The following is an 8,215-nucleotide window of genomic DNA, read 5'->3' on the forward strand; positions in this document are numbered from 1 at the left end:
GGCTCCACCTGGGTGCTCCTGGTCGACGAGGCCGGGCTCGGCGTCGAGATCGCGACGACGGACTCGGAGGACCTGCTCGCACTCGTGCGCGGCCTGCGCGCGGAGGTGCTCGCCTGGCTCCGCGGCAGCCCCGCGGAACTGGGCGCCGCCGCAGACGAGGCCGCCCGACATCTCGCCGGTTCGCCCATCGCCATCGTCGGGCGGCCCGCCCGGGAGGACTGCGAGGTCCGCACTTTCGTCGGGTTCGGCGAGCGCTCGATCGACCGATCGCCCTGCGGCACCGCCGTCTCGGCGCTGATCGCGCTGCGGGCGACGGACCGACTGCTGCAGCCGGGGCAGTGGCTGGCGATCGAAGGCGTGAGCGGAGAGCGCTTCGATGCGTCGATCGCTCCCGCAGCAGCCGATGGGGCGGATGATGGCGACGACGATCGCGCGGAAGACGGCCGGGTCTCGGCACTGATCCGCGGCCGCGGCTTCGTCACCGGTGTGGCGGCCTACGAGTTCGACGCGGCCGATCCGTTCGCGGCGGGGTTCGCGGTGTGACGCGCGGCGGTCGGATGGACCGGCATCGATCATCGGCGCCGCAGTCGCCGCGCATACAGATTCAACGAAGGATGAAGGACAGAGGGCAACGGTGTCACGAGCAATAGTGGATGAGAGTCGAGCCTCGCGCGAAGGCCGCGCGGCGACGGAGATCCGGGAGCCGGGGCTCGACGGGCACGGCTCCGTCGCGCTGGCGGTGGAGATCGATCCGCGCGTGCAGGGCATCCTCGAGGGTCTCCTCGAGCGGGCCCGGGAGATCCGCCCGGTGCTGCGCGCCGATCAGGCCGAGACCGAGCGGCGCGGCGTGTACTCGGAGCAGGTGCACGAGTTCTTCCTCGAGCACGGCTTCTACCGGATGCTCATGCCGCTGAAGTTCGGCGGTTCGGAGCTGACGGTGAGCGCCTTCTACCAGGTGATCGCGGAGGTGTCGCGCGGTTGCCCGTCGACCGGCTGGTGCCTCTCGCTCGCGGCCGGGCACTCCCTGACGCTGGGCTCCTACTGGCCGGAGGACGCGCAGCGGGAGGTCTTCGGCCTGCACGGCTACATGATCTCGCCGGCGAGCGGCGGCGGTCCCGACGCCGAGCTGACCCGAGTGGACGGCGGATGGCGTGTGAGCGGCACCTGGCGCTACAGCTCCGGCGCCCCGTACTCGACCCACTTCATGCCGACGCTGCTGCTCCCCGACGGCGAGGGCGGCACGGTCCGCCACTGGGCGGTGATCCCGCGCGCCGACTTCGAGGTGCTCCCCGATTGGGGGCGCATAATGGGCATGCGAGGCAGCGGATCCAATAGCATCCGGATCGACGACGCGTTCGTGCCGGACCACCTGATCGTGCGTCAGGATTGGGCGCACGAGCTCTCGGAGCCGACGGTCGGCTTCCGGATCCACGGCAACCCGCTCTACTCCGGCACGTTCACGGCGTTCGCCGAGGGCGAGGTCGCCGCGACCTCGGTGGGGCTCGGCTACGCGATGGCCGACGAGTACGAGCGGATCATCCTGACGGCCGCCCACCCGTACGTGCGCGACGGCAGCACCCGAGCCGAGTACGCCGACTGGCAGCGGAACCTCGGCCTCGCGCTGAGCCGGATCGATGCGGCGGCCGCGATCCTGGCCCGCGGCGGCCAGCTCTACGGCGCGCACGCCGCGCGACTCGTCGAGGGCGTGGAGCCCTTCACGATGTCGAGGTCGACGCGACTGAGCGGCAGCTACTTCGTGGTCGAGGAGCTGATCTGGGAGGCCGTCGAGATGCTCTTCCGCACGGCCGGATCCCGCTACTCGGCCGATGGCGAGACGCTGCAGCGCTACTTCCGCGACATGATCGCGACGCGCACGCGCACCGACCAGTGGGAGTTCGTGGCCGCCCCGACGGCGACGGCGTTCCTCCGCGCGCGGGGAGAGCTGTGATGGTCGCCACCGAGCCGCAGCCGGGCCTCGACGGCGGGGCGGCCGGCCCCGATCCCATCGTCGAGGTGTCCGGGCTGCGGGTCGGTATCGCCTCGGGCCGCACGATCGTGGAGGATGTGGAGTTCTCGATCAGACCGGGCGAGATCCTCGGGGTCGTGGGCGAGTCCGGCAGCGGGAAGACGACGGTCGGCATGACCCTGCTCGGCTACGTGCGGGACGGAGCCCGCGTGACCGCGGGCTCGGTGCGGCTCGACGGTCGGGAGCTCGTCGGCGCAGAGGAGTCCGCCCTCCGCGAACTGCGCGGCCATCGCGTCTCCTACGTCTCGCAGGATCCGAGCGCGGCCTTCAACCCGGCCCTCAGGATCCGCAAGCAGCTCCTCGCCTTCATGCGCGTGCACGACCGGGAGGCCTCGACCGAGGAGCTCGGCGCCCGCATCGACGAGGTCTTCGACGAGGTCGCGCTGCCGGCCGATCGCGAGTTCCAGAACCGCTACCCGCACCAGCTCTCGGGCGGGCAGCTGCAGCGGGTCGCGATCGCGGTGGCGCTGCTGCTGAAGCCGCCGCTCATCGTGCTCGACGAGCCGACCACCGGTCTCGACGTCACCAGCCAGGAGAAGATCCTGCGCCTGGTGCGCGATCTCTGCACTCGTCACGAGATCGCGGCGCTCTACGTGACCCACGACCTCGCGGTCGTCGCCGACATCGCGGACACGGTGATGGTGATGCGCTTCGGCCGTGTCGTCGAGCGCGCCCCGGCGCGGGACATCTTCTGCTCGCCGAAGGCCGAGTACACGCGCGAGCTGATCGCCGCGGCGCCCGATCTGGTGGTCGGCGATGCGACCGACTCCGCGGAGCGCCGGCCGATCGATCCGTCCGCGGCGCTGTCGGTCCGCGGGCTCAGCGCGCGCTACGGTTCGCGCACCGTGATCCGCGACATCGACTTCGATCTGCACCGGGGCGAGTGCCTGGCGCTGGTGGGGGAGTCGGGATCGGGGAAGAGCACCCTCTCCAAGGCGCTGATCGGCCTGCACGCCGACTACAGCGGCTCGGTGGCCCTCGAGGGCCAGGAGATCCCGAACCGCGCGATCCGGCGACCGCTCGCGGCGCGCCGCGAGATGCAGTACATCTTCCAGAGCCCCCACACCTCCCTGAACCCGCGGCGCACGGTCGCCGAGTCGGTCGGGCTCGTCCACGCGGCCGTGGGCGGAGCCAGGCGGACGCGGGAGGACGACATCCGCGAGGTGCTCGACAAGGTCGGCCTCGAGGATCGCCATGCGGTGGCGCTGCCCTGGCAGCTCTCGGGCGGCGAACGGCAGCGCGCGTCGATCGCCCGTGCGCTGGTGGCGAAGCCGAAGGTGCTGATCTGCGATGAGGTCACGAGCGCACTCGACGTGATCGTGCAGGATCAGATCCTCGAGCTCCTGCGGCGCCTGCAGTCGGAGGAGCATCTCTCGATGGTGTTCGTGACCCACAACCTCGCGGTCGTGAGCGAGCTCGCCGACCGCATCATGGTGATGCAGCACGGGAGCATCGTCGAGGAGGGGGAAGCGCATCAGGTGCTGCACCGCCCGGAGCACGAGTACACCCGGCAGCTCGTCGGCAACACGCTTTCGATCCAGGCCGTGCGCGAGGAGCGCTGGGTCTGAGCCGGCGGAACGCCGTGCGTCCGAGGCCCTCAGAACCACGAAAGAGAAGGAAGAAGAAATGGTGACGAACGACGTCGAATGGTTCCCCATCCCCGGCAAGGAGGAGCTGAACCTGCCGCTGTCGCAGGGCGCGGCCTCCGGCAACCTGGTCGTGATGACGCAGGTCCCGCAGCAGGAGGACGGCACGATGAACCTCGGCACGATCGAGGAGCAGACCCGGCAGGTGCTGAGCAACTTCAAGACGGAGCTCGAGAAGGTCGGGAGCGGGCTCGACAAGGTCCTGACGATCACCGTCTACGTCACCGATATCGAGGAGTTCCCCGGTGTGGCGAAGGTCTGGGGCGAGTTCTACCAGGGGCGCGGCCCGGGACGCGCGACCGTCGCCGTCGCCGGACTCACGCCGCCCGGCCTGAAGGTCGAGATGACGGCGTTCGCGGTGCGCGGCTAGAGAGCGGCCCGGTCCGTCAGCCGAGCTCGATGAGCCGGCTGACGGCGGGTTCGACCTCCTCGGCGGTGATCTCCGCCTGACCGAGGACGACCTGGGTGAGCATGCCCTCGAGCAGGAACGCGATCGATCGTGCGGCCCTGGGCGGGCAGTACCGGCTGATGAGCTGCTCCATCGTCCAGTTCGCGACCACGGAGCGCAGGTTCTGCTGCGAGAAGGTGCTGACGTACACTCCGTAGCCCTCGAACAGCGACTCCCGCCAGTCGGTCGTGACTTCCTCCATCATCCGTGCGATGCCGCCGGCGACGCCGTGCTCCGGCACGTTCGCCGCGAGCGACTCCTCGAAATGCGCGTCGCTCTTGGCCCGCAGCGACGAGATGGTCGAGACGAGCAGGTCGTCCTTGTCGGTGAAGTAGTACGTCGTCGACCCGAGCGGTACCCCCGCCTCGGAGGCGACCGCTCGGAACGTGACCGCTCCGATGCCCTCCCGTCCGATGATGCGGGCCGTCGCATCGATGATGCGCTGCCGCCGGTGGGGGTCGTTCTTGGACCGGGTTCTCGCCGGACGGGCGGGCCGGACGGGGGTGCTCATGCGATCCACCCTAGTCAGTGATCGCCGCGCAACGAGTTCACTTTACTGAACGCCTCGAGCATCTTGCGATACGCGGAAAATGTGATTATCATCAAAACGTGTACAACCGTACGTAAATTTTTTCTCCATCCGCATGGGTTCGACGGGGTTCCGTGTCCGAGGTGATGGCGCCGAGAGAAGGAAGAGACAGAAGATGACCGAGACAGCAGCAGTGAAGGCGGGATCCCGCGTGCAGTCGGGGGACGAGTTCCTGGAGAGCCTGCGGGACGGCCGCAGCGTCTGGAGCTATGGGGAGCGCGTCGACGACGTCACCACGCACCCCGGCTTCCGGAACTCGGCGCGGTCGCTCGCCGAGCTCTACGACATGATGCATGCGCCCGAGACCTTCGACGTGATGAACGCGCCGACAGACACCGGCAGCGGCGGCACGACCCACCCCTTCTTCAAGGTCGCCCGGAGCCAGGACGATCTCCGCGCGAGCCGGAACGCGATCACCTGCTGGCAGGAACGGGTCTTCGGATGGATGGGCCGCACGCCCGACTACAAGGCCTCCCTCATCACGACGCTCGGCGACAACCCGGAGTACTTCGGCGAATACGCCGACAACGCCCGGTTCTGGTACAAGGAGGTGCAGGAGCGCGTGCTGCACATCGGGCACGCGATCGTGAACCCGCCGGTCGACCGCTCCAAGCCGATCTCCGAGACCAAGGACGTCTTCGTCCACGTGGATCGCGAGACCGACAACGGCCTGATCGTGAGCGGAGCGAAGGTCGTCGCGACCGGTTCGCCGACGACGCAGTACGTCTACATCTCGAAGAGCGGCGGGCCGCCCGTCACCGACAAGAGCATGGCGCTGACGTTCATCGCCCCGGTCTCGGGCCCGGGCATCAGCATGATCAGCCGCGCCTCATACGAGAACGTCGCGGCCCGGGCGGCGAGCCCGTTCGACTACCCGCTGAGCTCGCGCCTCGACGAGAACGACACCGTGCTGGTGTTCGACGAGGCGCTGATCCCGTGGGAGAACGTGCTCGTCTACGACGTGGATCGGATCAACGAGTTCGAGGACGCCTCGGGCTGGCTCTCCCGCGCCATCTTCCAGGCCTCGACCCGGATGGGCGTCAAGCTCGACTTCCTCGTCGGCGCGGTGTCGAAGGCGCTCGAGATCACGGGCTCGGGCGGCTTCCGCGGCGTGCAGGCGGGCCTCGGCGAGATCATCTCGTACCGGCATGCGGTCCACGCGATCCGCGACGGGATGATCGAGAGCGCGGAACCCGGATGGACCGAGGGCTCGGTGATCCCGGGCACCGCGTACGGCTTCGCCTACGCGGCGATGGCGCCCGGAATGTACCGGCGGATCCGCGAGATCATCGAGACGATCGTGGCCTCCGGCCTCATCTATCTCAACTCGAACGCCGTCGACTTCGAGACGCCCGAGATCCGGCCGTTCCTCGACCGCTACCTGCGCGGATCGAACGGCAAGACGGCCCTCGACCGCTCGAAGACGATGAAGCTGCTGTGGGACGCGATCGGCAGCGAGTTCGGCGCCCGCCACGAGCTGTACGAGCTGAACTACTTCGGCCAGCCCGAGACCAACCACCTCGCCATCTCGCAGCTCTCGGCGGTCGACGGCACCCTCGACTACGCCCGCGATCTGGTGGAGCAGTGCATGAGCGAGTACGACCTGAAGGGCTGGACGAACTCGCGCTTCGTGACGCCGGATGACGTCAACTTCATCGCTCTGCGCAACAAGTGACCCCGTCGATAGGAGAATGAGATCATGGCTGAAAACGACATCGCCCAGGCAGATGATGCGCTGCTCGACCTGTTCCGCACGACCTTCCGCCGGCATGCCGGCGGCGTGGTCGTCCTGACCTCGATCGATCCGACCGGGGAACCCATCGGCTTCACTGCGACGTCGCTGGCGTCGCTGTCCGCGGTTCCGGCGCGCGCGACGTTCAACGTGATCAAGAAGACGAACGGCTACCGGGCCGCATTCGTCGGGAACCGTGTGGCGGTGAACTTCCTGGGTGCCGAGTCCGCCGAGCTCGGCAGCCTGTTCGCGGGTCCGTTCGAGCAGCGCTTCGTCGGGGATCACTGGCAGCTCGACGGCGGTGTGCCGGTGCTGCCCGCCGCGGGCGTCACGCTGATGACCGAGATCGTCAACGTGTACGACCAGGGCGAGAACGCGATCGTGGTGCTCGAGATCGTCGGTGGTCGCGTCGGCGACGAGCAGGAGCCGCTGCTCTACCACAACCGCCGCTTCGGCACGGTGAGCCCGATCGAGGAGCGCGCCTTCGCCTGAGCGGTTGCCGGAGAATCAGGCCACCCGCGACCCCTTGGGCAGCTTCGCCGCCGGGGTGTCGAGGCGCCGGTAGCCGCCCCACAAGAGGCCGCCGGCGATCAGGACTTGCAGCCCGAGGCCGATCCACCAGACCGGGATGGTGCCGGCGAGCGGATCCTGCCCCGAATCGTTCGAGACGTACGGCGGACGAGTGGGGCAGTCGTCGTACTCGTAGGTGTCGACGTCCGCGGTCTGCAGCGTCCGCACGCCGTAGGAGACCATGCTGAACAGATCCTCGGGGCCTCGCTCGTCGTCGACGCGCACGGACACCATGTCGGCGACGATCACGTAGGGGTTCATCGCGAGGATCCACCAGAAGCGGTCCGTCGGCGTGGAGCTGGCGACCATCGTCTCGGTGACGCATTCGACCGGCACGGCCTCCTGGCAGGCGAGGACCTCGACGCCGGCGCCCTCGCCATCGGGGTCGCACGCCCAGTACGCATCCCAGTACTCCTGCGAGAAGGTGCGGTACTCGACCTCGGTGTAGCGGGTCGCGACGCCGAGCGAGAGCCCGAACGCGATGAGCGTGCCGATGGAGAGCAGTGCGACGAGCAGATATGCGGTGACGATCGCGAAGAGCGGCGAGGAGATCATCGCCGAGAGACCGACGCCGAATGCCGTGAAGAGACCGATCTGCAGGGCGAGGGCGAGCACGGCCGTGAGCAGCTGCAGCGGCCCCGTCCGGGCGAGGACCAGGCTCAGGATGACGAAGGGCGAGGCGACGACGAGGAAGGCGAGCCCCGTCGCCCACGCCGCGAGAGCCTTGCCGAACAGAATCGACGACGTGCCGACCAGCGTGACCTGCGTCGTGGCAAGCGTGCCGCCGGTGCGCTCCGAGCTGATCGATCCCGCGGAGATCGCGGGGGCCACGAGCGTGCCGAAGAGCAGTACGAAGTAGACGATGATCGAGAAGAGCGGGTAGGCGTCGAACTCCTCGTCGTAGATGGTCGAGGAGAGCGAGAGCGTGGCCCACATGGCGACCGTCACGGCCCCGATGATCGCGAACCATACGATGGCGAGCACCCAGAGGGTGCGGGAGCGCAGCCGCTGGCGCAGCTCGAGCGCGGCGATGCTGCCGGCTCCGCGCCAGAAGCCGGGGGCGCGCACCGCCGCCGGTGCGTCGAACGAGGAGATCGTCTCGGTCACGGTGCCACCTCCGGGTTCGCGGGCGTCGGGGTATCGGGCGCAGGCGTCGGCGGATCCACGGCGCGGTGCGCGAGCTGCACGAAGGCCTGCTCGAGCG

The 8,215-nt window shown here is 68.9% G+C and carries 8 protein-coding genes; 6 read left to right on the top strand and 2 right to left on the bottom strand.

Annotation, left to right across the window (positions count from 1 at the left end):
- The 4 genes from ACFPZL_RS07815 to ACFPZL_RS07830 all read left to right on the top strand — a co-directional run.
- A partial coding sequence (locus tag ACFPZL_RS07815; RefSeq protein WP_382335037.1) for a proline racemase family protein occupies window positions 1-543 on the top strand: 543 nt, incomplete at its 5' end.
- Between the two features lie 106 nt (window positions 544-649).
- Window positions 650-1,948 carry an acyl-CoA dehydrogenase family protein gene (locus ACFPZL_RS07820; protein ID WP_218114013.1) on the top strand — a complete coding sequence of 433 codons (1,299 nt, stop codon included), beginning with the start codon at window positions 650-652 and terminating at the stop codon, window positions 1,946-1,948.
- Window positions 1,948-3,594, top strand: a complete 1,647-nt coding sequence (locus ACFPZL_RS07825) for an ABC transporter ATP-binding protein (RefSeq protein WP_218114014.1) — start codon at window positions 1,948-1,950, stop codon at window positions 3,592-3,594. Before ACFPZL_RS07820 ends, ACFPZL_RS07825 begins: the two co-directional genes overlap by 1 nt.
- 58 nt (window positions 3,595-3,652) lie before the next feature.
- Entirely contained in the window at window positions 3,653-4,042 is a 390-nt protein-coding gene (locus tag ACFPZL_RS07830) for a RidA family protein (RefSeq protein ID WP_218114015.1), read from the top strand.
- A gap of 16 nt (window positions 4,043-4,058) precedes the next feature.
- Here the strand turns inward: ACFPZL_RS07830 and ACFPZL_RS07835 are convergent, their stop codons facing one another.
- A complete protein-coding gene (locus ACFPZL_RS07835) occupies window positions 4,059-4,631 on the bottom strand; it encodes a TetR/AcrR family transcriptional regulator (RefSeq protein WP_218114016.1) in 573 nt (190 codons plus the stop codon).
- 193 nt (window positions 4,632-4,824) lie between these two features.
- On the opposite strand from ACFPZL_RS07835, the gene ACFPZL_RS07840 reads away from it, so the two are divergent.
- Together ACFPZL_RS07840 and ACFPZL_RS07845 are read left to right on the top strand one after the other, a co-directional pair.
- Window positions 4,825-6,384, top strand: coding sequence for a 4-hydroxyphenylacetate 3-hydroxylase N-terminal domain-containing protein (locus ACFPZL_RS07840; RefSeq protein WP_218114017.1), 1,560 nt, complete (start codon window positions 4,825-4,827; stop codon window positions 6,382-6,384).
- 24 nt (window positions 6,385-6,408) lie between these two features.
- Entirely contained in the window at window positions 6,409-6,933 is a 525-nt protein-coding gene (locus ACFPZL_RS07845) for a flavin reductase family protein (RefSeq protein WP_218114018.1), read from the top strand.
- 15 nt (window positions 6,934-6,948) lie between these two features.
- Here ACFPZL_RS07845 and ACFPZL_RS07850 read toward each other — a convergent pair whose 3' ends face one another.
- Window positions 6,949-8,118: an ABC transporter permease gene (locus ACFPZL_RS07850; RefSeq protein WP_218114019.1), complete on the bottom strand. Its 1,170-nt coding sequence runs from the start codon at window positions 8,116-8,118 to the stop codon at window positions 6,949-6,951.
- Window positions 8,119-8,215 lie beyond the last annotated feature (97 nt).

It is taken from the genome of Leucobacter soli (genome assembly GCF_042659205.1).
Lineage (GTDB): Bacteria > Actinomycetota > Actinomycetes > Actinomycetales > Microbacteriaceae > Leucobacter > Leucobacter soli.